The following is a 24,098-nucleotide window of genomic DNA, read 5'->3' as shown; positions in this document are numbered from 1 at the left end:
GCTCATGAGCGCACCGCCCGGAGCGTCGCCGCGGCCAGCCCCGCCGCCCGATCCCCCGCCGCGGCCTGCCCGCCCTCGAGGCGTGCCGCGACATGCGCCCGCGCCCCGCCGGAGCCAAAGGCCGCGCCGCCCTCCTGCGCGACGATCCGCGCGATCTCGGCGTGCAGCGCCTGCTCCAGCGCGGCGCGGCTGAGCCCGCCGGTCGCGCCGGTGATGCGCCCGATGCGCAGCGTGATGCGCGGCCCATGGGTCATCGGAACACCCCCTGCTCGGCGCCGGTGAAGGGCTTTTCCATCTTGGCGTATTCGCGCCGCGCCGCGCGCTCGACATGCGCCATGGTCACCGGCCCCGGCCCGCGCGCCGCAAGGTAGGAGGCGTTGAGCGCGATCGAGCGGATCGCCCCGCCCGCGACCGGCAGGCGCGCCAGCGCCTGCGGATCGAGCCCGTCGAGCGGCGTCTCGGCCGGGAAGATCCGCGCCCAGATCGCCGCGCGCGCCGCGGCGTCGGGAAAGGGAAAGCTCAGCACGTAGCGCAGCCGCCGCAGGAAGGCCCTGTCGAGCGCCGCGCGCTGGTTGGTGGTGAGCACGGCAAGGCCGCGGTAGGCCTCCATCCGCTGCAGCAGGTAGCTGACCTCGACATTGGCGTAGCGGTCGTGGCTGTCCTTCACCTCGGACCGCTTGCCGAAAAGCGCGTCGGCCTCGTCGAAGAGCAGGATCGCGCCCGAGCGCTCCGCCGCCCCGAAGATGCGGGCGAGGTTCTTCTCGGTCTCGCCGATGTATTTCGACACGACCTGGCTCAGGTCGATGCGGTAGAGGTCGAGCCCGAGCGCCCCGGCGATCACCTCGGCAGCCAGCGTCTTGCCGGTGCCCGAGGGCCCGGCGAAGAGCGCCGCCACGCCGAGCCCGCGCGCCCCGCGCGCCGCCCAGCCCCAGTCGCCGTTGACCCGCCAGGCGTTGTGCAGATGCTCGGCAAGGTCGCGCAGCATCTCCGTCTGTTCGGGCGGCAGGATGAGGTCGTCCCATCCGGCGCTGCTGTCGATCCGGTCGGCGAGCCCGTCGAGCGCGCTGCGTGCCTCGAGCCGGGCCGCGTGCCAGAGCTCCCCCGGCGCGGCGCTGCCCGCCCGCGCCACCGCCGCGCCGATGCCGCCGGGGTCGAGCGCGAATTGCGTCGCGAGCCGCTGACAGGCCTCCTCGGGCAGCGCGGAGCCGTCGCGCGCCAGCGCCGCCTGCCAGAGCGCGGCGCGCTCCGCGGCCTCGGGCGGGGCAAGCTCGAGCCGCCTGCGCGGCGCGCGCTCGGGCACCGGCGGCTCGGTCGCCGACAGCAGCGTCGGCCCGGTGAGCCCGTCGGCGAAGCGCGCGGCGGACGCGCCCTGCCCGTCCTCCGCCTCGATCAGCACCGCGCTGCCCGACAGCGCCAGCTCCCGGTCGAGGAACACCGCCAGCGCCGCGCGCTGCGCCCAGTCCTCGGGGATGTCACCCGCCGCCATGCGCAAGAGCGGCACGCCGAGCCCGTCGAGCGCGGCGGCGGCAAGGCCGCGTTTCGCCGCCGCATCCGGCCCGCCCAGCAGCAGCACCGGCAGCGCGGGCGTGCCGGTCCAGGCCGCCCGGATGGCCTCGACGAAGGCCCCCGCCCGCGCGCCTTCGGGCGGCACCGGCAGGGCGCGGACCACCATGCCCTCGAGCCGGGCGTCGAGGTAGCTCGTGCCCAGCAGGAAATGCAGCACCCGCTCGTCGAGCCGGAGGCCGCGCCGGTGCAGCGGGCCGGTCCCGGTCAGCTCGACCAGACGCCAGCGGCGCAGCGGCGCCTCGGGGCAGAGCATGTCCCAGGTCACCGGCCCCCAGAGCGCCGCGGCGGTGGCGACGTCGAGCGCGCCCGCCTCCGGATCGCGCTCGACCCCGGCGGCGAGCGTGACCAGCTCCACCTCCTCGGGCAGCAGGTTGAACCGCGCCGCCAGCACGGGCAGCGCCGAGGGTCCGGGCAGTTCGAAGTCGGGCGGCACCGCGCCGCGGCCCGCCGCCTCGAGCCGCGCCCGGCTCGCGGCGATGGCGCGGTCGAGCCCCTCGCGGAGCAGCGCCAGCGTCATGTCCGGCGTGGGGGTGCCTCCGGCGGTCATGGGATGGTCACCGTGGTCAGCACCGGCGGCGAGACCGAGCGGTCGATGACCGGGCTGTCGATCCCGTCGACCCGCAGCCGCACCGGCAGCCCCGGCCCCGAGGGCAGGCCCGAGAACAGCGCCGAGACCTGGGTCGCCGGGGCGGCGGGCGCGGGAAGCACCACCATCTCGGTGCCGGCGATGACCGCGACGGACTGGCCCGGCCGGATCGGCGGCGCGGCGGTGAGGGTCAGCGTGACGCCCGGAGGCGTCGCCGCGACGCTGGCGGTGCTGGCCGAGGCGAGCGCCAGCGGCAGCGCGTTCGACAGGCGGCGCCTGCCGCCCGCCTCGATCACCTCGACATCGACGATATAGGGCCCGATGCGCCAGCTTGCCGGATCCTGCACGCCGCCCTCGGCCGGGTTGCCGGCGGCAAGCGGCGTGACCGCCGGCAGCGCCACCACCAGCCGGTTCGGCGCGGCGGGCGTCTCGGGCGACATCGCCTGAACCACGCCCGAGCCCGGCTCGGTGAAGCGCACGGTGACCTGCCCCCCGGGCCCCCCGTCGAGCAGGAAGCCGGTCAGCGCCACCCGCCCGCCAAGGCGCATCACCGGATGGCCGTCGGTCGGCTCGACCCGGGTCAGCGTGGGCACGGCGGGGCCCACCCCAGCCCGCACGTCGACGCCGGGATCGCGCAGCGTCACCGGGTCGATCAGCCCGCCCCGCGACAGCACCGGCAGCGCCGGCCGCGTCGGGATCTCGCGCTCGATCATCACGAGGCAGACGTCATAGGCGACGGTGGTGCGATAGCTGGCCTGGAACGCGGTCCAGAGCTTCGACATGTCGTCCATCGACAGGGTGCGCGGGGTGATCTTGATCGACTCGATCTGGTCGGCGATCGCCGAGGCGCGGGCGGTGTCGTAGGCCTCGGGCAGGATCTGGTCCATCGGGTTGAGCTGCAGCGAGGCGCGGATTTGCTCGCGGTCGAGGATCGGCCGCTCGTGGAAGAGTTGCATCGCGTAGCCGAGCAGGATCTCGGGGTGCAGCTCCTCGGCCGAAACGGCGGTCAGGATGTAATGCAGGTCGAGCGCGAGCACGGGCCTGCGGCTCAGCGTGCCGTCGGCGCGCCGGGTCGGCAGGTCGGCGTTGCGCAGCGCCGTGTTGGGCGAGATGCGGTAGAGAAAGAGGTTGAGCTGGGTCGGCTGCTCGGCCTGGTTCTCCGAGAGCACCCGGTCGGGCGACAGCGCCGTCACGGTGAAATCCGCGGTCAGGTCGTCGCTGATGTTGCCGTCGATCAGGGCATTGTTCAGCATGTCCTTCAGCAGGTGGGTCACCGCGGATATGGCCAGCACGTTGCTCATGACTTGCCGCCGTTCAGGTAGCTCTCGAGCGAGCGCATCGGCGGCCTCTCGCGCCGGGGCTTGGCGGGCGCTGGCGGGCTCGCGGGCGCGGCGATGTCGAGCCGGCCGATGTGGATGGTGATCTCGGGCTCGGCTGGCGTTTCGGGCGGGGCCTCGACGCGGGACGGCTGCGCGGGCGGGTGCGGCGCGGCGGCGATGAAAGTCTCGGTGATGACCGTCTCGGGCGGCAGCAGCGGCATCAGCGGCGGCGGCGCGGTTCGGGACGGGAGTGGAGGCGGAGCGGTTTCGGCGCGAACTGGCGCGGCGTTCGGGGCGTGCTGTGGTGGCACCGAGCCAGCGGCGGGGCCTTCGCCCCGCGTTGCGCGTTCCGCTGGCACCGCCGCCTCCGGCCCGGGCCATGGCACGGGATCCGCGCGCGGTGCGGGAGGGAGGACAGGCGGCGGCGCTTGAAGATGGGGCATCGCGGCGGGTGCAGGCCGGGCCTCGCGCGATGGCCCGCGCGGCGACAGTGGCTCCGCCCCCGGCTCTGGGGCGCGAGGGGCTGCGCGCGGCGTGTCCGCGAGTCCGGCGGGTGGCGCGGAGGCGGAGGCGGCTGCCGGCACCTCCGCGGAAAGCTCGAGGAAGCCCGCGCTTTCGAACCTCGCGGGCAGGCGCGGCCGCAGCCCCGGGGATGCCGCGCCGGTGGCGCGGTCGAGGAACCGCTGCACCGCCCCGGTCATGACGCCCTCGCCATGGCGAGGTAGGCGGCGCGGCGCGGCGGCGAGAGCCGCAGCACCTCGGCCTCGGTCCAGCCGAAGGCGCGGGCAAGGTCCGCGACCTCGGCGAGCAGGCGCAGCGCGGCGGCCTCGAGCTCGGCCCAGACGAAGCCCGGCACGTCGAGCACCTCGGCCCAGCCCGCGCCGCATTCGGCGCAGACCATGCGCAGCGTCAGCTCCGCCTCCTCCGCCTGCGCCTCGATCGCCGCGTCGATGCTCTCGGGGGCGATGCCCGAGGTGCAGCCGAGCCGCTCGCGCAGCCCTTCGGCCACGCGCGCGCCCGGCAGCCCCGCGACCGCGGCGAGATCGGCGCTGGTCAGCGCCCGCACCGGGCCTTCCTCGGGATCGTGCAGCGCCGCCGCCAGCACCTCGGCATCGAGCGTCAGGTCGAGCGCCGCGGCGCAGTCCGGGCAGGTCGCCCGCGCCTCGATCTCCTTGCCGAAGGTTCCGGCGCGCACCTGCAAAAGCGCCCGGTCGCGGGCGGCGAGCGGCAGCTCGGCGCCCTGCTCCACCCCGGCCGCCCAGAGGATCGCCAGCGCCCGGTCGAGCGGCCGCCGGGCCGCGCCGGTTTCCCAGACGCTCAGCAGGGTCCCGGAAGACAGGCGCGGCTCCATCGCACTAGCCGAAGCTCGGCTCGGCGGGTTCGACCACGTCGATATCGCGGATCCAGCCCTCGTTCTCGAGCTTGATCGACTGGATCGCGACGGCATTGGCATTCGCGTCGAGCTCCGGCAGGGCCTGGAACTCGGACACCCAGCAGCGGAAGATCTGGTAGGCGATGACCACCTGCCCCGCCTCGTTCATCATCTCGAGCCGGATGTCCTTGCGGAAGTCCTTGAGCGAGGCCTCGGCGCCAAGGCCCTGCCCGTAGTTCCACACCTTGTTGGCCCATTTTTCGAAGTCGAGGTCATGGGTCACGCCGCGCTCGAGCGTGATCGCCTCGAACTTGGTGCGCCCCGGGCTCTTGCGCCCGGTCGACTGGTCGCCGCCGACGCGGTGCTCGACCACCTCGGTCGTCCGCTTCATCGCGCCGGCCTTGGAGATGCCCGCCACGTAGCGCCCGTCCCAGCGCAGGCGGAATTTGAAGTTCTTGTAGGGGTCGAAGCGGGTGTTGACGCTGAACTCGGCCATAGCTTGCCTCCTTTGCGGTCATGCGCCCTGGCCAGCGATCTGCTGGATCGAGATGATGACGAACTCGGCGGGCTTGAGTGGCGCGAAGCCCACGAGGATGTTGACGATGCCAAGGTCGATGTCCGCCTGGGTGGTGGTCGAGGCGTCGCATTTCACGAAATAGGCCTCGCGCGGGCTCGCCCCCTGGAAGGCGCCCTGCCGGAAGAGCGTGTTCATGAAGGAGCCGATCGCCAGCCGGATCTCGGCCCAGAGCGGCTCGTCGTTCGGCTCGAAGACGGCGAACTGCGTGCCCTGGTAGAGGCTCTGCTGCAGGAAGAGGTTCATGCGGCGCACGTTCACGTACTTGCCGTCGCTCGCCGTCTGGTCCGAGCCGCGCAGCGTGCGCGCGCCCCAGGCGACCGTGCCGAAGACCGGGAAGGAGCGGATCGCGTTGAGCCCGAGCGGGTTGATCACGCCGTTCTCGGCGTCGGTCATCACGTAGTCGAGCCCCTGCACCCCGGCCAGCACCGCCTCGATCCCTGCGGGCGCCTTCCAGACGCCGCGGTCATTGTCGGTCCGTGCCCAGAGCCCGGCCATCATTCCCGAGTTCGGGAAACTCCGAAGCCGCCCCTGACGGAGGGGGTCGGGCAGGCGCACGCGCGGGAAATAGGCCACGGCGTTCTCGCTCTTCAGCGGGCCGGAAAGGCTCGCCTGGGTGATCCACTCCTCGGCCTCGACCAGCGTGTCGCGGTTGGGGTCGATGTCGACGATGACCATGGCGCGCCGCGCCTCGGCATAGGAGACCGCGCGCGACTGCACGGCCAGATCGGTGACCCCCGGCATCACGAGGATGTTGAAGATCTCGACCTTCTCGAGCGCGAAGATCCCGGTCTTGGCGGCAAGGCTGCCCTGCAGGTCCGCCGGGGTCGGCACGTCGCCATCGGCCCCGAGCGTGCCCGGCTGCTGTGCGGCCCGGTCGGTGCCCACGCCGGGACGGTAGCGCGCGACGTTCACCGAGACGATATCGGCATCCGCGAGGTTCAGCTGGCCCGCGGGCCCGCCCGAGAAGCTGAACACCAGCCCGGGATCGGACCGCCCCGGGGTCACGACGAAGGCATTGTCCACCACCGCCACCGTCGCGCCGGAGAAGGCCGAGTTGGCGCTGCCGGTAAGGGCAGACTGGATCACTGCCCGCACCGCGCCGAAGGAGGCGGGCGCGTCGGCGAAGGTGACGGTGAGCGTGTCGAGGTCGGTGGCGACGACCGTGCCGTCGGCCTCGATGTCGCGCAGGCGGATGTCCATGCTCGCCCCGGCGGCAATGGCGACATCGGCGGCGAAATCCTCGATCCGGTCGCCGACCGTGCCGTTCGGCATCGGCCGGTAGTTGGCGGCGCCCGAGATCTCGGTGCCGCCGTTCGCGACCCCGAGCCCCAGCACCGCCGCCGCGTTCGCGCTTGCCGCGTTGCGCACCACGACCGACGAGTTGCGCCCCGCGGTATCGGACTCGATGGCGATGACCCCGGCATTGTCGGTGACCGTCACCGCGACCCCGTCGAGCGCGTTGATCGCCCCCTCGAGCGCGGTGACATAGGCGCCGACGTCGGCGAAGTTGCTCGTCGCCCCGTCGAAGAGGCGGATCTCGGTCATCGGGCTGCCGTCGACCGAGATGGCGATGCGGCTCTGCTGGTCGGTGAGCGCCGCGACGTCGCCGTCCGAGAGGGTGACCGAGCTCACCGACATGCCCTGGTCGGGAATGTTGAGCCCAGCGTCCTCGAGGGTGATCAGCGTCGAGGCCGCCTTCACCACGTCCGGCGCATAGGTGGGCGCGGCGTCGTTCATCGACAGGTTCCGGTGCGTCTCGCTGTTGACCGGCACCAGCCGGCCGTTCTGCTCGCCGAGCTCGACCACGGTCAGGTTGAAGGTGTTGAGCGGATCGGAAGTGTCGTAGTCCACCGTCAGCATCAGGCTGTTGCCCCAGACGCCCTCGCTCGCGGCGGTGGCGGTCAGCGTGACGTCGCCCGCGCCATTCTCGATCAGCACGCTCGCCGGATGGGCGTTGTTGGCCACCCGCACGATCCAGGCGACGCCGCCGCCGTTCTGGAAATACTGATCCACGGAATAGGACAGGTCGCTGTCGGCGTGCAGCCCGCCGAACTGCCGCTCGAAATCCCCGAAGTTGAAGATCCGGCGCGGCGCGTTGACCGGGCCCCGAGAGGTGTAGCCGACAAAGGCCGTCACCGAGGTCGGCGCCGCCGCGATGGCGCGCGAGCCGCTCGGGATCTCCTGGATGTAGACGCCCGGATAGGTCACGGAAACAGGCATGAATTGGCTCCTTTTCAACGGGCTCAGGCGCCGGGATCCGCGCACCCGACCGGGCCGCGCCATCGGATGCGCGCGGACTGGCCTCGATCGGCCGTCAGGTCTCGGGCCCGATCGCCCTGCGGGGCGGTCGGGGTGACATCAGCGGACTGTGCGTCATTCTTCCGGAGTGCGCGCCGGTGAAAATCTGTGCAGGCACCCCGTGGGTCAGGACCTTGCAAATCAATTTCTGCGCTGGAAGGCGGCCCGGTGGAGGGCACAACCTATGCGGCAGAGGGTCCGGGAAGGGCCGATTCGAGTCAAGTGCCGCAAGGGAAACAGTCAGCCCCCGACCGGGCGACCCAACGCGGGTTCGCTCGCTGAAGCGACCGGCGGAGGCATGCCGGGACACGGCCCCCGGACATGCGGCATTGACCGCCGTCAATGTCCGCCCGCCGCGCGCCGCCAGACTCCGCCGGAAGGCCGTGACTCGCACCGGATCGCGTGGGGTCACGCGCACGCTCTCGCCCGCCGGACACAAACGGACGGGCGCCAATGGAAGGAAAGGATCGGTGCAATGATAGTCCAGACGGTGTTGACCTATTTCGACGGCTCGGACCTCGGGCAGGAACAGCTGCGGGCCGCGATCGACGCTGCCCTCTGGTTCGATGCCCAGCTCTCGGTGGCCGCCGTGGTCTTCCTGCCCGGCAAGAGCCCGGACTCGTTCGGGCCGCTCGATCCCGATCCCGGCCACAGGAGCGCGTGGGACTCCGCCGGGGTGCTCGCGATGCGCCTCTTCAAGTCGCTGGCCGACGCGGGGGTGAGCGGGGACGCCTTCCCGCTCGTCACCTCCAAGGCGAGCTTCGCGCGCGAGTTTGCCAGCCTCGCGCAGCAGGCCGATGTCGTCGTCGAGCTGCGGGCGGACACTGCCGCGTCATCTACGCCCCTCGCGGAGGGTAGCGTCACCTGAACATCCCGGTCTTCCTGAAGTAGAAGAAGACCGAACTGCCCACGGCAACGAGCACCACGCAGACGATGAGGAAGGCCCAGGAGTTCTGCGCCCCGGGGATGCCGCCGACGTTGATGCCGAGCAGCCCGGTCAGCAGGCTCAGCGGCAGGAAGATCGCGGCAACCACGGTCAGCAGAAGCATCCGCCGGTTGAGGCTTTCGGCCCGCTGGTCGATGAGCTGCTCGTGCACGATCTGCGCCCGGTCGCGGATGGCGTCGAGTTCCTCACCCAGCCGGACGACGCGGTCCGCGGCCTCGCGCAGGTGCGCCCGGTCACGCTCGGAGAGCCAGGACAGCTCCTCGATCTCGAGCGCGAGCAGCGCGTCCTTCTGCGGGACGAGGTACCGTCTGAGCAGGATCGCCGCGCGCCGCACTCCGGCGAGCTCGGCCCTCGGCGTGCCGTCCTCGTCCTCCAGCAGGCGCTCCTCCAGCCCGTCGATCATGTCCGTCAGCTCGGCCACCTCGGGCTCTGCCCGGTCCGCCAGCCGCAGCGCCAGCTTGGCGACGAAGTCGCCGGGCGAGCGCGGGCCGTGCCCGCGCGCCATCGCGCCCACCATGTCCTCGAGCGCGTCGAGCGCCCGCACCGAGACCCCGACGATCCGGTGCGCCTCGACCCAGAGCCGGATCGAGATCATGTCGCCCGGCTCGGCCAGGGGATGCGGGTTCACGCCCCGCAGGTTGAGCAGCACGCCATCGCCGTGCACGGTGCAGCGGGGGCGCGTCTCCTCGGCCATGAGCGCGTCGATGACGAACTCGTCGAGGCCGATGGTCGCAAGACGCGGCGCGGCGTCCGGGTGGTCGCGCATCAGGTGCTGCCAGGCAAAGCCCGGCGCGCCGGGCGCCGGGCGGAAGGCGTCGAACCCGGCGGCGCCCACGATGCGGGCGCCGCCGGAGCCATCGAAGATCATGGTCACCGGCTCCTTCGGAGTTTCCGGACTGGCGGCGGGGCCGCCCTGTTCCAACGACATGAGAGGTCCTCCACACGATGATCGCCTGGCCCTTCCGGCCCTGTCGGCGGAAGGGATCGCGCCGGAGACTAGCCCCTGCCGCGCCCGCGACATTGACCGGCGGCAATGCGCGGAGGGGCGCCGGGCAGAGCCCCGATCCCGCGAGAGCGCCGACTGCACCATGTCCCCGCGTCACTCGGAGATTGATACCGGGGGCGCGCTGGCTCTAGGCTGGTGCAACCGACAGCCAAGACCCCCGGGGAGTTTCCTACGAATGTTCCTGCGCCACCTGCGCCCTGCCCGCCTGCTGGCCGCCCTGCTGCTGCCGGGCCTGACGATCCTCGCGGGCTGCGGCATGTCGCAGCGCCACCACGACCCGGACCAGCTCGAATGCATGGAGCGGGCGATGTACTTCGAGTCGATCCGTTCGAGCCGGGACGGGATGGTCGCGGTCGGCAGCGTGGTGATGAACCGCGTCGCCTCGCCCGAATTCCCCGGCACGGTCTGCGGCGTCGTCGGGCAGAAGGGCCAGTTCGCGCCGGAGATCATGACCCGCGAGATGGGCGGGTCGTCGATGATGGCGGTGCGCGAGGCGGCGACCTCGGTGCTGGCCGGAGAGCGGCACCCGCTGATCGGCAATGCGCAGTTCTTCCACGCCGCCAGCTACCGCGCCTCGTACAACAACATGCACTACGTGCTCACCTCGGGCGGCAATGCCTTCTACGAGAAGCGCCGCCCGGAATTCGTGACGCGCCCGAGCCCGCCGGGTGCGCTCGAGGGGATCACCGGCCGGGGCTGACCCCGCTCAGCCCGTCCACATCCGGCGCAGCGCGCCGTCCCTTCCGGCGCCGTGGCGCAGCGCCCCGGCGACATGGACGAGAAGCAGCAGCAGCAGCAGCTTGGTCAACGCGCCATGCACGGCAAAGCCGAGGTCCGACAGGCTCTCGGACGGCGGCGCGATGGCCGGCACCGTCCATGTGCCGAAATAGACCGTGTCGATGCCGGTGGCGGAACTCGCCGCCCAGCCGGTGAGCGGAATGGCCAGAAGCAGCAGGTAGAGCGCCCGGTGCACCGCCCGGGCAAGGCGCAGCTGCCAGCTGCCCGGCACGCCGCGCGGCACCGGTGGCGGCGAGAGCCGGTGCCAGCCGAGACGCAGGAGGATGAGGCCGAGGAGCGTGAGGCCGACGGACTTGTGCAGCCCGTAGAGCCAGAGGTTCGACAGGTCCGGCGTCATCCGGTGGATCCCCGTGCCGAGCCCCAGCATGGCAAGGATCGCGAGGGCCATCCCCCAGTGCAGGATCCGGCTGACGAGGCCGTAGCCGTCGGGGCTGTTGCCGAGGCGCATGGCCTAGTCCGCCCGCACGATCCGCGCGGTGATGTCGAGCCGCACCTCGTCGCCCACCGCGTCCGGCCATCCCGTCGCCCCGAAGGCGCTGCGCCGGATCGCGCCGGTCAGCCAGATCAACAGGTGGTCGAGATCGCTCGGATCGCTGCCCACGGGCCGCGCGAAGACCGCGCGCAGCGAGACCGGCTGCGTCGTGCCGCGCAGGGTCAGCGCGCCGTCGATCACCGCGCCCGCGCCGTTGCGACGCACCTGCGTGCTGCGGAAGGCGATGGTGGGGTAGTGCCGCGCGTCCAGCACCTTCGGCCCCTTCATCGCCTGCGCCGCGAAGGGAAAGCTCGCCTGCGCGCTGCTGACATCGAGGGTCACGCTCACCTTGCTGCGCGCCACGTCGGCGAAATCGAGCTCGAGATCGGCCCCCGAGACCGGGAAGGTGCCGGTGATCCTGCCGGGGCCGAAATCGGTCGCGAAGCCGACCTGCGAGCCCGGCCCGTCGAGCAGGTAGTGCCGGGCGGCGGCGGGCGCGGCGGGGACGGCAAGCGGCAGCGCCAGCGCGAGGGCCAGCAGGACGGCGCGCATTCCGCCGGCGCAGATGCGAAGAAGGGGTGTCATGTCGGTCCTCCTCGGGCTTGGCGGAAGCCGGGGCTTCCGCACGGGTGGAACGCCGGACACGGCGGGCACGCGGCGCGCGCCTCAGGTGCCGGTGATCTGTTCGTAGGCATCGACCGCGATGTCGTGCAGCCGGTCGCGGGTCAGGTCGCCCACCAGCGCGCAGCCGAGGTTCTCGTCGAACCACCAGAAGCCGCGCATCGCGTCGCGCTGGGCAAACTTGAAGGTGGATTCCGCCATCCCCGGCCCCGGCGCGACGTAGAGCACCAGCCGGCGCTGCTCGGCATCGCTGTACATCAGCAGCACCGCCGGGCCGTTCGCGTCGGGCACCACGCGGCCGCCCATCAGGCTGAAGCCGCGCTTGCTGAGATCGGGCAGCACGATCCGCTCGCCGAGCCGGTTCGACAGCCAGTTGGTCAGGTGCGGCTCCTCCGAGGCGGCGACCTCGACCGGGTGCCGGCTCTCGACGGAATAGGTGGCATAGGCGCGGAAGGCGGCGCTCGCCAGCATCGGGCCGTGGTCCGCGCCGCCGAGCAGCCGGCTTCCCGCCACGCCGCCGGCGGCCCCCAAGGCCAGCAGCGCGACCGCGGCGGCGATCCGTGCCCATGGCGCCGGGCCGCGCCGGCCTCGGCGCTCGGCCCGCGCGAGGACATCGAGGTGCCGCTCGGGCACCCTCTCGCGCGCCACCGGATCGTAGAGCGCGCGCAGCGCCGCGTCCTGACGGTCCCATTCCGCGAGGCTCTCGCGCAGCGCCGGGTCCTCCGCCGCCAGGGCGGCAAGCCGAGCCCGGTCGGCGTCGGTGCCGTGGCGCAGGCGCATCAGCGCGTCATCTGTGCGGTCGGGAGGCGTCACGTCTGCGATCCTTCGGTTCGGGTGGTCCGGCCCGCGGGCCGGCCGGTCATGCTGCGCAGGGCCGCGCGGGCCCGCGCGATGCGCGAGGCGACGGTGCCCTCGGGCACCGACAGGACCCGCGCCGCCTCGGCGAGGCTCATCCCCTCGACAGCGACGAGAAGCAGGGCGGCGCGTTGCTCCTCGGGCAGGCGCGCCATGGCGGCATGGACTTCGCGCAGCGCCATCTGCGCCTCCTGCGGGGCGGGCTGGGCGGGATCCGGGACGGTCTCGAGCGGCACCAGCTGCGCCCGGCCGCGGGTGCTGCGCACCCCGTCGCGGAAGCGGTTGAGCAGGATGCGGAAGAGCCAGGCGCGAACCTCGCCCTCGCCGCGCCAGAACTGGCGCCGCGCGACCGCGCGTTCGAGGCAGTCCTGGACGAGATCCTCGGCGCCGTCACGGTCCCGCACCAGCGCATGGGCATAGCGCCGGAGGGCCGGGATGGCGGTTTCGATCTCGTCCAGGAGCGTCATTCGCGCCCTGCCTCACTGGGGCTTGGCAACATGCCATACGCCGTTTACACCGTCCCCGGTCACGTCGCCCGGAGCCTGGTCCTTGATCCAGAGATAGAGCGGCTGACCGTAATACGTCCACTGCATCTGCCCGTCGGAGCGTTCGGTCATGCCGAAATCCCCCTCGGCCATGGCCCCGCCCGGGGCGAGCAGCGGCGGCCAGTTCTGGGCGCACTTGTCGTAGCAGGCGGACTTGCCGCCCATGTCGTTGTCGAAGGTGTAGAGCGTCATGCCCTTGGCATCGGTCAGCACGGCGCCGAGCGACGTGTCATGCTGCATGATGCCGGTCCCGGCCATGGCCCCGCCCGCGGCCAGCGCCGCGAGGATGCCGAGGCAGACGGCCAGCCGTCCCTGTCGTGAGCCCATCTCTCTTCCTCCCTGCGGACCGGCCGCGCCGGTCCTTTCCCGGGCCGTCCACCGCGGGCGACCTGAAGGAAAGACGGAACGGCGCGGGGATTTGTCCCGCCGCTACGCCGAGATCACGCGACTGTGATCGAGACCCGAGCCGGGATACGCGGGGAGGTCGGCGCCCGCGGCGTCACCCCGCCCCTTCCCGCGCCGCCGAGCCTGCGCGGGCCGCTTGCCGCACCGGCCCGCCGGGCTGCACTGGCCCCGGGGAGAGACCGCCTTATTTCAACGGGATGGCGCCGCCCCGGCCGCGGCCCGCGCGGGTGACCGTGGCCGCGATGCCCGCATTCCGCGGGACGGCGGACGGGTCATGTTGAATTGGGCGGCTTTTTGACGGAACGTTTCGCCAGGGCGGACGAGGCAGGGCCGCGGATCGGACGGAAGATGCTGAACAGGATATTCAGGCGTTCCAGGGACTCGGGCTCCGGCGGCACGGAGGAGATCGTGCTGCCCGTCGTCTGGCTGCTCGGCAAGACCGGCGCCGGAAAGTCCTCGCTCGTCCGGGCGCTGACCGAGCAGACGGATGCCGAGATCGGCAACGGCTTCCAGCCCTGCACGCGCTCGGCGCACAGCTACGACTTCCCGCCCGAGCAGCCGCTGGTCCGCTTCCTCGACACGCGCGGCCTTGGCGAGGCGGGCTATGACCCCGCCGAGGATCTGGCCGCCTGCCGCGACCGCAGCCACGTGCTGCTGGTGGTCTGCCGGCTCGACGATCCGGTGCAGGGCATGGTCGCCGATGCGCTCTCGGACATCGCGTCAGAGGAGCGCCGGATGCGCGCCATCCTAGTGCTCACCGGCACCGACCTCGTGCCCGACCCCGACGCCCGCGAGCGTGCCGAGCGCGGCATCTCCGCCCGGATGAACCGCGCCGCCGGGAAGGAGCTTTCCTCGGTCAGCCTGTCGCTGGCGCCGGACGAGAGCACCGATGTGGTGGGGCTCGACGCGCTGCGCCGTCACCTGCTCGAGGCGCTGCCGGCGGCGGGCCTGCTGCTGGAGAGATCCCGCGCGAGCGACGCCGAGCAGATCGAGTTCCAGAAGCACAAGCGCTGCGTGCTCTCCTATGCCGGGGTGGCGCTGACCAGCGACCTTGCGCCGGTGGTGGGCGTGGTCGCGGTGCCCGCGACGCAGCTCAAGATGCTGCACGAGCTCGGCCTGCGCTACGGGGTGAAATGGGACCGCAAGGTCGGCGCCGCCTTCCTCAGCACCATGGGGCTCAGCCTCGGCGCGCGCTATGCCACGAACTTCGGCCTGCGCGAGCTGGCCAAGCTGATCCCGGTCTACGGCCAGACCGTCGGCGCCGCCACGGCGGGCGCGATCAGCTTTGCCACCACCTACGCGCTCGGCCGCGCCGCCGCCTATTTCCTCTACCGCCGTGCCCATGGCATCACGGCAAGCGAGGAGGAGCTGCGCAAGGTCTACCAGCGCGCCTTCAGGAGGTCCTCGGATGAAGCTGACTGAGCGCCTCCGCCCGGCGCTGCTGCGCTGGGACCGGCTGCTGGCGGTCGTCGCCCTCGCCCTGCCCTTCGTCGCGGCGATGCTCGCGGGCTTTGCCTGGATGATCGAGCACGGCTGGCTCATCGAGTTCATCGTGGGCTCGATCTCGCTCGGCGGGCTGGTCGCGCTCATTCGCCTGACCCGGCTCTGGCTGCGCGGCCGCGAGACGGGGAGCGCGCCCCGGCCCGACCAGCTGCACGCCCGCGTCGATCCGTCGTGGAGCGAGCGCGAGGTCGCCGCCTTCGAGGCCGCGCAGGTCTTCATCGCCGAGAAGACCGAAAGCCCCCTGCCCTGGGAAGAACTGCAGCCGATCGCGCAGGAGGTGGTGCGCCGCGTCGCGGCGGCCTCGGGCACGGGCGACAGGGGCGTGCTCGACTTCACCGTCCCCGAGGCGCTGCTGCTCGTCGACCGCGTCGCCGTGCGGCTGCGTTCGGACATCCGCGACAAGGTGCCCTTCTCCGACAGCATCTCGGTCGGCACGCTGCTCTGGCTCTGGGAGCGGCGCGACGTCGCCTGGAAGGTCAAGAAGCACGGCTGGAACGCCTGGCGGGTGATCCGCGCGGTCAAGTCCCTGCCCACCGCCGTGCTGCGCGAGATCGAGGGGGTCATCGCCGAGGGCCATTCCTCCTTCGTGACCAACGAGGGCACCGCCATCCTGCAGGCGCTGCTGCTCGAGGAGGTGGCGGCGGCGGCGGTCGAACTCTACTCGGGGCGGCTGCGCTTCTCCGACTCCGAGCTGCTGGACCTCGGGCTTGCCGCGAGCGATCTCGACCGGGCGCGGCTGGCGGCGAGCGACATGCCGCTGCGCATCGCGGTGGCCGGGCAGATCAGCGCCGGCAAGTCGAGCCTCGTCAACGCGCTGCTCGGCGCCGACCTCGCCGAGGTCGACGTGATCCCGACCACCGACGCGCCGAAGACCTACGCCACCGACTTCGACGGTGTCGAGACGATGCTGCTCGACATGCCGGGGCTCGACGGCTCGCCCCGTCTGGCGCGCAAGGTGGCCGAGGAGCTGGCCCGCGCCGACCTCGTCATCTGGACCGTCCGCGCCAACCGCCCCGCGCGCGAGATCGACCGCGCCACCATCGCGATGCTGCGCGAGATCGTCTCGGGCGATCCCAGGCGGCGGATGCCGCCGGTGGTGGTGGCAGTTTCCTGCATCGACGAGCTGCTGCCCGCCTGGCCGGTCCCCGAGAGCCATCTCGGGACCGAGGCGATGGAGCGCGTCACCGAGGTCGTCGCGGCCGTGCAGCAGGACATCGCCGACCCCCGCGTCACCGCCAACACGATCCCCGTGGTGCTCACCGAGCCCGACTGGAACGTCGATCGCCTGCGCGCCCGGATCGACAGCCTCATCGGCCCGGCGCTCGACACGCAGCGCAACCGGCTGCGCATCGAGGCAAGGACCGGCGGCGCGATCAGGGAAGCCCGGCGCGCCGGGCGCGGCCTGCGCGACGCGCTTTCGGCCTTCGGGCGGAAATACGCGCAGGGCGACGACGCGGCGGACGGCGAGACCTAGGCTTTCGTCCGCCTGCCCCTGCCCTTTCCCTGTGCGCCTCAGCCGCAGGACGCAAGGGAAATCATCACCTTACCCTACACCCCGGCGGCAAGCCGTGCAAAAAGAAGCCGCGGGCGCAGCTTGGTGACACCGCGCAAAGACCAGCAGGGACAGGACAGACCATGGCAGTGAAGACGGCGATCATCGGGCTCGGGATCATGGGGCGGCGGATGCTCGAGCACATGCGGCAGCACGAGGGCTATTCCGTCGTCGCGATGTGGGACCCCTCGCCCGAGGGCTGCGCCGCGGCGCGCGCGCTGGCACCCGAGACGCCGCTCGCGGGCTCGGCCGAGGAGGCGATGGCCGGGGCCGAGCTGGTCTACCTCGCCTGCCCGCCGGTGCCGCGCATGGCCTATGCGCTGGCGGCGGCTGCCGCCGGCAAGGCGGTGTTCCTCGAAAAGCCGCTCGGCGTCGACATGGCGGCCAGCGAGGAGCTGGTGGCGAAGCTCGCGCAGAGCGGCGTGCCCGCGGCGGTGAACTTCACCCAGGCGGCGGGCGAGGCGCTGCACAACGTCTCAGCGGCGGCGGCCTCGGGCGCGATGGGCGAGATGGCCGGGGTCGACATGGTCGTCACCTACGCCACCTGGCCGCGCGCCTGGCAGCAGGCGGCCGACTGGCTGCGCTTCCGCGACGAGGGCGGGATGACGCGCGAGGTGATCTCGCATTTCCTCTTCTTCACCCAGCGCATCCTCGGGCCGCTCTCGGTCAGCTGGGCGCGCCCCTCCTACCCGGCGGATCCGGCGCTCTGCGAAACCGCGCTGCTCGCCCGGCTCGAGACACCGGCGGGCGTGCCTGTCTCGATCCTTGCCAGCACCGGCGGCGCCCAGCCCGACCGGCAGGAGTTCACCGTCAAGGGCAACAAGGCGAGCCACCGGGTCTCGAACTTTTCGGACGAGTCCGTCTCGACCGGCGAGGAGTTTATTCCCGTGCCCCAGGCCGCCGGAGAGCGCCGCGCCGTGGCGCTGCGCGCCCAGCTCGACCAGCTCCTGCTCTGCGTCGCGGGCCAGCCGCACCGGCTCGCCACCCCGCAGGAGGCGCTCGACGTGCAGCGGCTGGTCGAGGAGATGCTGCGCGGCAAGTCCTGAGGCCGCGGCCTGCCCTGCGCGCTACGGATCCGGGCGCAGGGCAAGCCAGACCAGCAGCCCGATGTAGGCGAAGACCACGAGGTTCAGCCCCGTGTCGACCAATTGCGCGCTCATGACCGTGCCTCCCGCCGCAGGGCCCGGAACAGGCACAGCACCAGGATCGGCGCGATGAAGATGAAGACGATGGCCGAGAGCGCGATCACCGACCGCACGAGGGTGATGTCCCCGACCAGCACCATCGCGAGGCCGAGCGCCGCCAGCACCGCCCCCCAGGTGAGGCGCAGGCGCACCGGCGGGTTCTCGGCGCCGCCGGTGGCGAACATCGCAAGCACGAAGGCGGCGCTGACCACCGAGGTCACCACGAAGAGGAAGGCCGCCACGATCGAGGCGGCGCTGGTCAGCACCGAGAGCGGGAACCGGTCCAGCAGCGCGAAGGTGGTGGCGTCGAGGTTCTCCATGCTGATCGCCGCCAGCGCGCCCTCGATCCGCAGGCTGTCGTAGAAGCCGAGCCCGCCGAAGACGCCGAACCAGAGGATCGAGAACAGCGTCGGCGCGACGATCACGCCGAAAAGGAATTCGCGGATCGTGCGCCCGCGCGAGATGCGGGCGATGAAGACCCCCACGAAAGGCGACCAGGCCAGCCACCAGATCATGTAGTTGAGCGTCCAGGCCTTGAACCAGCCGACCACGTCCTCCTCGAGGAACTCCGCCGTGGCAAAGCCCGCCTTGAGCACGTTGGCGACGTAGCGCCCGAAGCCGGTGACCACGGCGTTCATCAGGTACGAGGTCGGCCCCATGACCAGCAGGTAGAGCAGCAGCGCGACGGCGATGACCATGGCGATGTTGGAAAGCCGCGCCATGCCCGCACCAAGCTCGCGCCGCAGCGGGATGGCGACGCCGACGCAGACGGCGAGAAAGACCGCCCCGGTCAGCCCGGCCGAGGGCGCCATGCCGAGAAGCCCGGCCAGCCCCGCCTGGATCTGGAAGACGCCGATGGCCAGCGAGCCGGCCAGCCCCACGGCGATGGCGACGATGGCCATGAGGTCGAAGACCCACCCCGCCGCCCGGGTCCAGCGCGCGCTGCCGAAGGACTCGAGGACCGAGGCGCTGAGCAGCAGCGGGCGGCCGCGCCGGAAGCCGAAATAGCCGATGGCAAGCCCGACCATCCCGTAGATCGCCCAGGCGTGGAAGCCCCAGTTCAGGTAGGTGACGAAGAGCGCCAGCTCCGCCGCGCGCGACGGCGGGACATGCGCGCTCAGCGTGGCGAAATGGGTCAGCGGCTCGGCGGCGCCGTAGAAGAGCAGGCCGACGCCCATCCCGGCGGCGAAGAGCATGGTGATCCACGAGGCCGTCGAGAATTCCGGCTCCGACCCCTCGGGCCCGAGCCGAACCGAGCCGAAGGAGGAAACGGCGAGATAGATCGCGGCGATGAGCATCCCGCTCGCGGTCAGCATGATGAACCAGCCGAGGCTCTCGAACTGCGCCGCGACAATGCCCGCCGCGCCGGTGCCAAGCCCCTTCGGATCGAGAATGCCCCAGAGGCCGATGCCGGCGCTCAGCAGGAGGGCGGTGATCGTCATTGCGCTGGGTTTCATCCGAACACTTCTTGTCTGCAAAAATTTCAGCGAAGCGCGTGAGGCGGAGGGCGGGCAGTCCACTCTGCCGACAAGACCCCCGGGCTTTCAACAAATATCTGAACGGACCAAGCCCCAAGCGAGACGCCGCCCGCAAGGGGATACGGAGTCCTCTTGCCGGGACGCGGCTCAGCTTGTCTCGAGGTAGTCGGGCCGCGCGCAGACGAGCTCGAACCCCAGCCGCCGCATGTTGTGGAACGAGGGGGCGGCCTCGCCCTCGGCCGGCATCCCGGTCTCGGTCACCAGCAGGCGGCAGCCCGTGGCGGCGGCGGCATGCATCCGGTGCAGCATGAGCGCCCCGTGCAACCCCTTGCCGCGGCGCGATCGGTCGACCGCGCCGAAGCCGAGCCAGGCCACATCGCCGCGCTGGAAGAGCGCGCCGGTCGCGACCGGCTCACCCGCGTCCCAGGCCATGTAGAGGCGCCAGCCCTCGGTCCCCGGCAGCGCCTCGAAGAACCCGCTGAGGTTGTCCGGCAGACCGTAGCAGCGCGCGCCCGTGGCGCCGAAGAGCCCCGCCTCCTCGACGCCCACCTCGCGGATCACCACGCCCTCCGCCGGGTCCGGAAGCGCCTTGGTGCTGCGCTCCATCTTCGCCATCTCGCCGCTCCGGCGCAGCCCCCGTGCCAGCAGCCAGTCGGCCAGCCCCGCCGGGCGCGCCTCGGGGCTGACGGAGATGCCGAAGGGCGTGCCGGCCGCGCGGTAGCGCTCGATCTGCGCCGCCAGCCAGTCAAGGTCGGCGGGCGACCCGAGGCCGAGCCCGACGATGCGGTTCATGAACCACCAGGGCACCCCGCCCGCGCGCAGCGCCACCGCGCCGCCGAGCCGCTCCGAGCTCAGGCCCTGCGCGGCGCGAAATTCCGGCGACGCGGCGGCCCAGACGCTCTCCCAGGCTGCGGCCTCCATCCGGTCGCCGCGCGCGATGGCGGTCTCTTCGGTCTTTTGCATGGCGTCCCTCCCATTCGACGCAGCTGGTCCGATACTACGCCCACCGAGGCGCGCAGGGCATCAACTCTTCGGCTGATGCCGGCATGACCAACCGATCTGGTCGAGCGCGCCTCATCGGGCCCGGCAAAGCTCTCGAGCCCATTGCGCAGCAAGTCCGTGACCGGATCGCGCAGGCCGGCGCGAAGACCGCCGGCATGGATCGACAGAATGACGAAGGATCAGGCTTGAAAGCCGCCAGAAGCTTGGCTAAACCGCGCCTCACGGGTGATTAGCTCAGTTGGTAGAGCGCTTCGTTTACACCGAAGATGTCGGGAGTTCGAGTCTCTCATCACCCACCATCCCATCCCATCGGAAACGCAAAACCCCTTGTTCCAAGGGGATATGAGCCACATCGAGTGGTACATAGAGGTAGTCCACGGTGAGACGCACCATGCCCCAACCCGTCCTGACTGGATCGACGTAGGATCTGCGTGTCCATGTCCCTCGCGACGTGGTGGACAGTGCAAAGGCGACGAGCGTATCTCAGCGCATCGGAGGTTGCATCTGCCAACTCAAGGTCAGCGATCGGAGCTATTGTGCCCGCCTTGTCTTGCATGACGTGCTCGAAGAGGGCCTGGCTTGCGGCCCCCACCGGATCGAGCGGCTCATGCGGCTGAATGGCAAGCGGGCCAGTCCCAGGCAGGTCTTGCCGATTTTCGAGAGCGATTGGCGCAAGGCGTCCGAAATATCCCGCTGGGGCGAAGCACAGCCCCCATAATGTCCGGATGGCTTCAGCGGCGGGGGATCTCCCTCGGCGCAGCATCAGCGCCCGAAACGGGAGACGCAGCCGACAAGCGCTCACCTCCACCTCACCCCGTCAGAGCTTCGCCACCTTCCACCGCCCGCCCCGCATGCGCTGGTGGAAGGGTGGAAACTTCACCAGTTCCTCGAAGAGGAGCAGCGAGAATACCCAGGCGACGGGCACCCCCATCCAGACCAGCGCCGCCGTGCCCGGGACGCGGAACAGCCACTGCGACCAGACGAAGATATGCATGACGTAGACCGTCTCGCCTGCGGCGCGCAGCGTGTTGCCGCAGATCGCGTTCGAGCCCTTCGGGAAGGGCAGAAGCAGCAGGACGGGCAGAAAGCTCCAGAGCGCGGCCTGCGTCTCGGCTTGCAGGGTGCCGTAAATCCACCCAGAGGACGCGCAGATGCCGACATAGGCCGCGGCGACGGCAGCTGCCGCGAGGACCGCGCCGCCCCAGGCCTGCCGCAGGAAATCCTCGAGGACACCCGCCCCTGCCCCGCGGCCAAGCAGTTGCGCCACGAGGATGCCCGCGGCCTGCGCCCAGGCCATTCCGACGGTGCCCGCGACCTGCACCCAGGGCGCGATGAGTGTCAGCGCCGCGAACTCGGTGATCTCGAGCCGCGCGTAGATCAGGCTGCAGACCGTGTTCGCGACAGTCGCGCTCAGGAAGGTGGCGGCGACCGGAAGCGCGAACACCAGGTGATCTCGCAGGGCGCGCGGGAAGCTGCCCTGCGTCCATGCACTCGCCGCCAGCGCGGCCGCATTGGCGCGGCGCACGTGGTGCCCGAGGTAGAGCGCGCGAAGGACGGCCGACACCCCGCTGCCGATCGCCGCGCCGGTCACCCCGAGCGCGGGCGCACCGAGCAACCCGTAGATCAGCACCACGCTCACCCCGACGTTGACCGGTACGGCAAGGAGGTAGCTGTAGAACGGCCGCCGCGTCTCGCCGCAGCCGTTGAGATGGGCGGAGAGGCTCTGCGCCGCGGCCTCGCCCAGAACCACGATCGAAAACGCCGCGAGGTAGCTGCGCGCTTCCGCCGCGATCCAGGGCGTGTGGGCGCTGCCTTCGATCATCGGGCCTGCCACGAGCGCCGTGGCCAGCAGCCCCGCCAGCCCCGCGCCGAGGTTGATCACCAGCCCGCAGACCAGCGCCGTGCGCAGCGCCTCCGGCCGCCCCGTCCCGAAGCTCTTCGCGGCGAGGATCTGCGTCGCCGTGGAGAAGGCGAGCAGCACCCCGAGGAGCAGCCCTCCGAAGGCCGTGGCAAGACCCATCGCCGCCACGGCCTCCTCGCCAAGCCCGGCAACGAGCCAGGCGTCGATGACCACCGTGCCGTGCAGCATGATGGCGCGCAGCATCATCGGCCAGGCGAGCGCGAAGATGGTGGCCGACGCCGGACCGGTGAAGCGCATCCCCTAGTCTCCGAGCGAGGGCAGCCAGAGCGACGTGGCGGGCACGTAGGTCACCAGCAGCAGGGCCACGAGGATGGCCAGGTAGAAGGGCCAGATGGTGCGCAGCGCCTCCTCGAGCTTGATCCTTCCGACGGCGCAGCCGACGAAGAGGCAGGTCCCGACCGGAGGCGTGCAGAGCCCGAGGCCGAGATTCACCAGCAGCATGATCCCGAATTGCACCGGGTCCATCCCGAGCCCCTTGGCGATCGGCAGGAAGATCGGCGTGCAGATCAGGATGAGCGCCGCCATGTCCATGATCATCCCCAGCAAAAGGAGGATGACGTTGATCATCAGCAGGATGACCAGCGGGTTCTCCGAGACGGCCAGGAGCAGCTCACTCAGCCGCGCCGGCACCTGGTAGAGCGCCAGCAGGTAGGCGAAGGAGCTGGCGAAGGCGATCAGGATCATCACCATCGCCGTCGTGCGCACTGCCCCGGTCAGCGACTCGAGGAGCGCGCGCCACGTCAGGCTGCGGTAGTAGAAGGCGGTCAGCAGCAGCGCGTAGATCGCGCCGAAGGCGCCGGATTCGGTGACGGTGAAGATCCCGGAAAGCGTGCCCCCGACGATGATCACCGCGGTGAAGAACCCCGGCAGCGCATCGACCGCGCTTTCCGCGACGACCGTCCAGCCCGGGAAGGGCTCGGCCGGATAGCGGTCGCGCACCGAGATGGCGTAGGCGGCGACGGCAAGGCAGAGGCACATCAACACGCCCGGCAGCACCCCCGCGAGGAAGAGCCTCGACACCGAGATGCCGCCGCCCGCCGCCACCGCGAAGATGATCATGTTGTGACTGGGCGGAATGACGATGCCGGCAATCGACGAGGTCACCGTCACGTTGACCGCGAAGTCGGGCCGGTAGCCCCGCTCCTTCATCACCGGCACGAGCAGCGAGCCGAGCGCCGAGATGTCGGCGACCGCCGAGCCCGAGATGCCTCCGAACAGCATCGAGGAGAAGATGTTGACCATCGCCAGCCCGCCGCGCAGGTGACCCACCAGCGCCGAGGCGAGCCGTACCAGCCGGCGCGCGATGCCACCGTGCAGCATGATCTCGCCGGCAAAGATGAAGAACGGGATCGCAAGGAGCGAGAAGACCGACACGCCCGCGGTCGCGCGCTGGAAGGTGATCAGCAGCGGGAAGCCCTCGTACCAGAAGGCGGCGGCGGCGGCGATCCCCATGGCGAAGGCCACCGGCGCGCCGATCACGACCCCGGCGGCGAAAGTGCCGAGAAGAATGAGCAGACCCACGATCAGACGCCCTCGATTTCGGTGTCCGGCGCCCAGCTCGCGAAGGACAGGCACCGCTGCAGACCCCTCAGCCCGGCGAAGAGCATGACCAGCGCGCCGCAGGAGGTGATGGCCAGCGTGCGGAAGGTCTCGGGGATGTTCAGCATGGGCAGCTTGGTGTCCCAGCCGAAGCGCATGAGCGTGATGCCCGCGACGAGCATGACCGCGCCGAAGATCGCGAGCCCGACGTCGACGAGGATCATCGCGATCTTGCGGCCTTGTGGCGGCAGCATGTCGCGGAACAGGGTCACGCCGATATGGCTGTCCTCGCGCACGCCCGCGGCGGCCCCGAGAAAGGCGATGTAGCAGATGAGCAGGAGCGCGAGCTGCTCGACCCAGGTCGGCGTCGCGTTCAGCACGTCGCGGCCGAAGACCAGCCAGCCGAAGCTGACAATGAGCACCGCGAGGGCAAGCCCGGCGACCAGCATGCACAGGGCGCGAATGGCGTCGAGCGCCCGCTCGACCCTGCGAAGAAGAGGAGAATTGGACATTTGGAGATGTTCCGTCTTCACGTCACCAATGCCGGTCCGCC

Annotated in this window: 22 protein-coding genes, 1 tRNA gene and 2 pseudogenes; 7 read left to right on the top strand and 18 right to left on the bottom strand. The window is 71.3% G+C overall.

The window, feature by feature from the left end:
• Positions 1-2 precede the first annotated feature (2 nt).
• From PVT71_RS21755 to PVT71_RS21725, 7 genes are all read right to left on the bottom strand, one after another.
• A complete protein-coding gene (locus PVT71_RS21755) occupies positions 3-254 on the bottom strand; it encodes a hypothetical protein (RefSeq protein WP_353474571.1) in 252 nt (83 codons plus the stop codon).
• The gene (locus tag PVT71_RS21750) at positions 251-2,113 is read right to left on the bottom strand and encodes an ATP-binding protein (RefSeq protein WP_353474570.1); all 1,863 of its coding nucleotides are present in this window, start codon (positions 2,111-2,113) and stop codon (positions 251-253) included. The genes PVT71_RS21755 and PVT71_RS21750 overlap by 4 nt, the downstream gene beginning before the upstream one ends.
• Complete coding sequence (locus tag PVT71_RS21745; protein WP_353474569.1) at positions 2,110-3,453, bottom strand: DUF4255 domain-containing protein; 1,344 nt, start codon at positions 3,451-3,453, stop codon at positions 2,110-2,112. The genes PVT71_RS21750 and PVT71_RS21745 overlap by 4 nt, the downstream gene beginning before the upstream one ends.
• Entirely contained in the window at positions 3,450-3,692 is a 243-nt protein-coding gene (locus PVT71_RS21740) for a hypothetical protein (RefSeq protein WP_353474568.1), read from the bottom strand. The genes PVT71_RS21745 and PVT71_RS21740 overlap by 4 nt, the downstream gene beginning before the upstream one ends.
• 476 nt (positions 3,693-4,168) lie before the next feature.
• Positions 4,169-4,822: a hypothetical protein gene (locus PVT71_RS21735; protein WP_353474567.1), complete on the bottom strand. Its 654-nt coding sequence runs from the start codon at positions 4,820-4,822 to the stop codon at positions 4,169-4,171.
• Between the two features lie 4 nt (positions 4,823-4,826).
• The gene (locus PVT71_RS21730) at positions 4,827-5,339 is read right to left on the bottom strand and encodes a phage tail protein (RefSeq protein WP_353474566.1); all 513 of its coding nucleotides are present in this window, start codon (positions 5,337-5,339) and stop codon (positions 4,827-4,829) included.
• Positions 5,340-5,357: 18 nt separating this feature from the next.
• Positions 5,358-7,640, bottom strand: a complete 2,283-nt coding sequence (locus PVT71_RS21725) for a phage tail sheath C-terminal domain-containing protein (protein ID WP_353474565.1) — start codon at positions 7,638-7,640, stop codon at positions 5,358-5,360.
• Positions 7,641-8,193: 553 nt separating this feature from the next.
• Here PVT71_RS21725 and PVT71_RS21720 point away from each other — a divergent pair.
• On the top strand, positions 8,194-8,586 hold the full coding sequence (locus PVT71_RS21720; RefSeq protein ID WP_353474564.1) for a hypothetical protein: 393 nt from the start codon (positions 8,194-8,196) through the stop codon (positions 8,584-8,586).
• On the opposite strand, the gene PVT71_RS21715 is transcribed toward PVT71_RS21720, so the two are convergent.
• On the bottom strand, positions 8,579-9,592 hold the full coding sequence (locus PVT71_RS21715) for a zinc transporter ZntB (RefSeq protein WP_353474563.1): 1,014 nt from the start codon (positions 9,590-9,592) through the stop codon (positions 8,579-8,581). The two genes, PVT71_RS21720 and PVT71_RS21715, sit on opposite strands and share 8 nt — an antisense overlap.
• Positions 9,593-9,845: 253 nt before the next feature.
• On the opposite strand from PVT71_RS21715, the gene PVT71_RS21710 reads away from it, so the two are divergent.
• Positions 9,846-10,370, top strand: coding sequence for a cell wall hydrolase (locus PVT71_RS21710; protein ID WP_353474562.1), 525 nt, complete (start codon positions 9,846-9,848; stop codon positions 10,368-10,370).
• A 6-nt stretch (positions 10,371-10,376) separates the two neighbouring features.
• Here the strand turns inward: PVT71_RS21710 and PVT71_RS21705 are convergent, their stop codons facing one another.
• From PVT71_RS21705 to PVT71_RS21685, 5 genes are all read right to left on the bottom strand, one after another.
• Positions 10,377-10,916: a cytochrome b/b6 domain-containing protein gene (locus tag PVT71_RS21705; protein ID WP_353474561.1), complete on the bottom strand. Its 540-nt coding sequence runs from the start codon at positions 10,914-10,916 to the stop codon at positions 10,377-10,379.
• Between the two features lie 3 nt (positions 10,917-10,919).
• Positions 10,920-11,525 (bottom strand): YceI family protein, encoded by a 606-nt coding sequence (locus PVT71_RS21700; RefSeq protein WP_353474560.1) that lies wholly within the window; start codon positions 11,523-11,525, stop codon positions 10,920-10,922.
• Between the two features lie 81 nt (positions 11,526-11,606).
• Positions 11,607-12,374, bottom strand: coding sequence for an anti-sigma factor (locus PVT71_RS21695; protein ID WP_353474559.1), 768 nt, complete (start codon positions 12,372-12,374; stop codon positions 11,607-11,609).
• On the bottom strand, positions 12,371-12,883 hold the full coding sequence (locus PVT71_RS21690; RefSeq protein ID WP_353474558.1) for a sigma-70 family RNA polymerase sigma factor: 513 nt from the start codon (positions 12,881-12,883) through the stop codon (positions 12,371-12,373). The genes PVT71_RS21695 and PVT71_RS21690 overlap by 4 nt, the downstream gene beginning before the upstream one ends.
• 12 nt (positions 12,884-12,895) lie before the next feature.
• Entirely contained in the window at positions 12,896-13,288 is a 393-nt protein-coding gene (locus PVT71_RS21685; RefSeq protein WP_353474557.1) for a hypothetical protein, read from the bottom strand.
• Positions 13,289-13,714: 426 nt separating this feature from the next.
• Here PVT71_RS21685 and PVT71_RS21680 point away from each other — a divergent pair, with 426 nt between their 5' ends.
• The 3 genes and pseudogenes from PVT71_RS21680 to PVT71_RS21670 all read left to right on the top strand — a co-directional run bounded on the left by PVT71_RS21680 (position 13,715) and on the right by PVT71_RS21670 (position 17,467).
• Positions 13,715-14,788, top strand: a complete 1,074-nt coding sequence (locus PVT71_RS21680) for a GTPase (RefSeq protein ID WP_353474556.1) — start codon at positions 13,715-13,717, stop codon at positions 14,786-14,788.
• An 802-nt stretch (positions 14,789-15,590) separates the two neighbouring features.
• Positions 15,591-16,343: pseudogene (locus PVT71_RS21675) on the top strand (GTPase); the annotation flags it as partial.
• Positions 16,344-16,504: 161 nt separating this feature from the next.
• Entirely contained in the window at positions 16,505-17,467 is a 963-nt protein-coding gene (locus PVT71_RS21670; protein WP_353474555.1) for a Gfo/Idh/MocA family oxidoreductase, read from the top strand.
• Between the two features lie 110 nt (positions 17,468-17,577).
• Here PVT71_RS21670 and PVT71_RS21665 read toward each other — a convergent pair whose 3' ends face one another.
• Together PVT71_RS21665 and PVT71_RS21660 are read right to left on the bottom strand one after the other, a co-directional pair.
• Positions 17,578-19,062, bottom strand: a complete 1,485-nt coding sequence (locus tag PVT71_RS21665; protein WP_353474554.1) for a BCCT family transporter — start codon at positions 19,060-19,062, stop codon at positions 17,578-17,580.
• A 168-nt stretch (positions 19,063-19,230) separates the two neighbouring features.
• A complete protein-coding gene (locus PVT71_RS21660) occupies positions 19,231-20,046 on the bottom strand; it encodes a GNAT family N-acetyltransferase (protein WP_353474553.1) in 816 nt (271 codons plus the stop codon).
• 262 nt (positions 20,047-20,308) lie between these two features.
• Between PVT71_RS21660 and PVT71_RS21655 the strand changes: the two genes are divergently transcribed.
• Positions 20,309-20,384: transfer RNA gene (locus PVT71_RS21655), tRNA-Val, on the top strand.
• Between the two features lie 215 nt (positions 20,385-20,599).
• Positions 20,600-20,737, top strand: a pseudogene (locus PVT71_RS21650) (IS3 family transposase); the annotation flags it as partial.
• A 165-nt stretch (positions 20,738-20,902) separates the two neighbouring features.
• Here PVT71_RS21650 and PVT71_RS21645 read toward each other — a convergent pair.
• The 3 genes from PVT71_RS21645 to PVT71_RS21635 are packed head-to-tail and all read right to left on the bottom strand — an operon-like array spanning position 20,903 to position 24,057.
• Positions 20,903-22,243, bottom strand: a complete 1,341-nt coding sequence (locus PVT71_RS21645) for an MATE family efflux transporter (RefSeq protein ID WP_353474552.1) — start codon at positions 22,241-22,243, stop codon at positions 20,903-20,905.
• A gap of 3 nt (positions 22,244-22,246) precedes the next feature.
• A complete protein-coding gene (locus PVT71_RS21640) occupies positions 22,247-23,527 on the bottom strand; it encodes a TRAP transporter large permease (RefSeq protein ID WP_353474551.1) in 1,281 nt (426 codons plus the stop codon).
• A 2-nt stretch (positions 23,528-23,529) separates the two neighbouring features.
• On the bottom strand, positions 23,530-24,057 hold the full coding sequence (locus PVT71_RS21635; RefSeq protein ID WP_353474550.1) for a TRAP transporter small permease: 528 nt from the start codon (positions 24,055-24,057) through the stop codon (positions 23,530-23,532).
• Positions 24,058-24,098 lie beyond the last annotated feature (41 nt).

Source organism: Salipiger sp. H15 (assembly GCF_040409955.1).
In the GTDB taxonomy this organism is placed as follows: Bacteria; Pseudomonadota; Alphaproteobacteria; order Rhodobacterales; family Rhodobacteraceae; genus Salipiger.
This window is presented reverse-complemented; position numbering and strand designations above follow the sequence as displayed.

Excerpts from the sequence above, each read along its gene's own strand:
- PVT71_RS21730 (WP_353474566.1), bottom strand. The coding sequence starts at position 5,339 with ATGGCCGAGTTCAGCGTCAACACCCGCTTCGACCCCTACAAGAACTTC.
- PVT71_RS21755 (WP_353474571.1), bottom strand. The coding sequence starts at position 254 with ATGACCCATGGGCCGCGCATCACGCTGCGCATCGGGCGCATCACCGGC.
- PVT71_RS21670 (WP_353474555.1), top strand. The coding sequence starts at position 16,505 with ATGGCAGTGAAGACGGCGATCATCGGGCTCGGGATCATGGGGCGGCGG.
- PVT71_RS21700 (WP_353474560.1), bottom strand. The coding sequence starts at position 11,525 with ATGACACCCCTTCTTCGCATCTGCGCCGGCGGAATGCGCGCCGTCCTG.
- PVT71_RS21660 (WP_353474553.1), bottom strand. The coding sequence starts at position 20,046 with ATGCAAAAGACCGAAGAGACCGCCATCGCGCGCGGCGACCGGATGGAG.
- PVT71_RS21720 (WP_353474564.1), top strand. The coding sequence starts at position 8,194 with ATGATAGTCCAGACGGTGTTGACCTATTTCGACGGCTCGGACCTCGGG.
- PVT71_RS21665 (WP_353474554.1), bottom strand. The coding sequence starts at position 19,062 with ATGAAACCCAGCGCAATGACGATCACCGCCCTCCTGCTGAGCGCCGGC.
- PVT71_RS21635 (WP_353474550.1), bottom strand. The coding sequence starts at position 24,057 with ATGTCCAATTCTCCTCTTCTTCGCAGGGTCGAGCGGGCGCTCGACGCC.
- PVT71_RS21745 (WP_353474569.1), bottom strand. The coding sequence starts at position 3,453 with ATGAGCAACGTGCTGGCCATATCCGCGGTGACCCACCTGCTGAAGGAC.
- PVT71_RS21735 (WP_353474567.1), bottom strand. The coding sequence starts at position 4,822 with ATGGAGCCGCGCCTGTCTTCCGGGACCCTGCTGAGCGTCTGGGAAACC.
- PVT71_RS21715 (WP_353474563.1), bottom strand. The coding sequence starts at position 9,592 with ATGTCGTTGGAACAGGGCGGCCCCGCCGCCAGTCCGGAAACTCCGAAG.
- PVT71_RS21685 (WP_353474557.1), bottom strand. The coding sequence starts at position 13,288 with ATGGGCTCACGACAGGGACGGCTGGCCGTCTGCCTCGGCATCCTCGCG.
- PVT71_RS21680 (WP_353474556.1), top strand. The coding sequence starts at position 13,715 with ATGCTGAACAGGATATTCAGGCGTTCCAGGGACTCGGGCTCCGGCGGC.
- PVT71_RS21725 (WP_353474565.1), bottom strand. The coding sequence starts at position 7,640 with ATGCCTGTTTCCGTGACCTATCCGGGCGTCTACATCCAGGAGATCCCG.
- PVT71_RS21740 (WP_353474568.1), bottom strand. The coding sequence starts at position 3,692 with ATGCCGCTGCTGCCGCCCGAGACGGTCATCACCGAGACTTTCATCGCC.
- PVT71_RS21690 (WP_353474558.1), bottom strand. The coding sequence starts at position 12,883 with ATGACGCTCCTGGACGAGATCGAAACCGCCATCCCGGCCCTCCGGCGC.
- PVT71_RS21710 (WP_353474562.1), top strand. The coding sequence starts at position 9,846 with ATGTTCCTGCGCCACCTGCGCCCTGCCCGCCTGCTGGCCGCCCTGCTG.
- PVT71_RS21645 (WP_353474552.1), bottom strand. The coding sequence starts at position 22,243 with ATGCGCTTCACCGGTCCGGCGTCGGCCACCATCTTCGCGCTCGCCTGG.
- PVT71_RS21705 (WP_353474561.1), bottom strand. The coding sequence starts at position 10,916 with ATGCGCCTCGGCAACAGCCCCGACGGCTACGGCCTCGTCAGCCGGATC.
- PVT71_RS21750 (WP_353474570.1), bottom strand. The coding sequence starts at position 2,113 with ATGACCGCCGGAGGCACCCCCACGCCGGACATGACGCTGGCGCTGCTC.